Origin of the sequence: Pseudomonas sp. 2995-3, from assembly GCF_002742565.1 — a bacterium.
Lineage (GTDB): Bacteria > Pseudomonadota > Gammaproteobacteria > Pseudomonadales > Pseudomonadaceae > Aquipseudomonas > Aquipseudomonas edaphica.
Genome location: NZ_LJSB01000450.1, coordinates 1 through 229, shown reverse-complemented (window position 1 = coordinate 229; position 229 = coordinate 1). Strand labels below are relative to the sequence as shown.

Sequence of the window (229 nt, the reverse complement as noted above, 5' to 3'; positions counted from 1 at the left end):
GCGTCCCCTAGGGGACTCGAACCCCTGTTACCGCCGTGAAAGGGCGGTGTCCTAGGCCACTAGACGAAGGGGACACAAACCTTCTATACACTGATCAGTGCTGAGAACTGATCGATTCAAGGACGGTGTGGCCGGAACCTTGAACCTGTAAATTGGTGGAGCTAAACGGGATCGAACCGTTGACCTCTTGCATGCCATGCAAGCGCTCTCCCAGCTGAGCTATAGCCCC

Annotated in this window: 2 tRNA genes; both read right to left on the bottom strand. The window is 55.9% G+C overall.

Annotated elements, in window-relative coordinates:
• Position 1: 1 nt before the first annotated feature.
• A tRNA-Glu gene (locus AOA62_RS30555) sits at positions 2-74 on the bottom strand.
• A 79-nt stretch (positions 75-153) separates the two neighbouring features.
• Positions 154-229, bottom strand: a tRNA-Ala gene (locus AOA62_RS30550).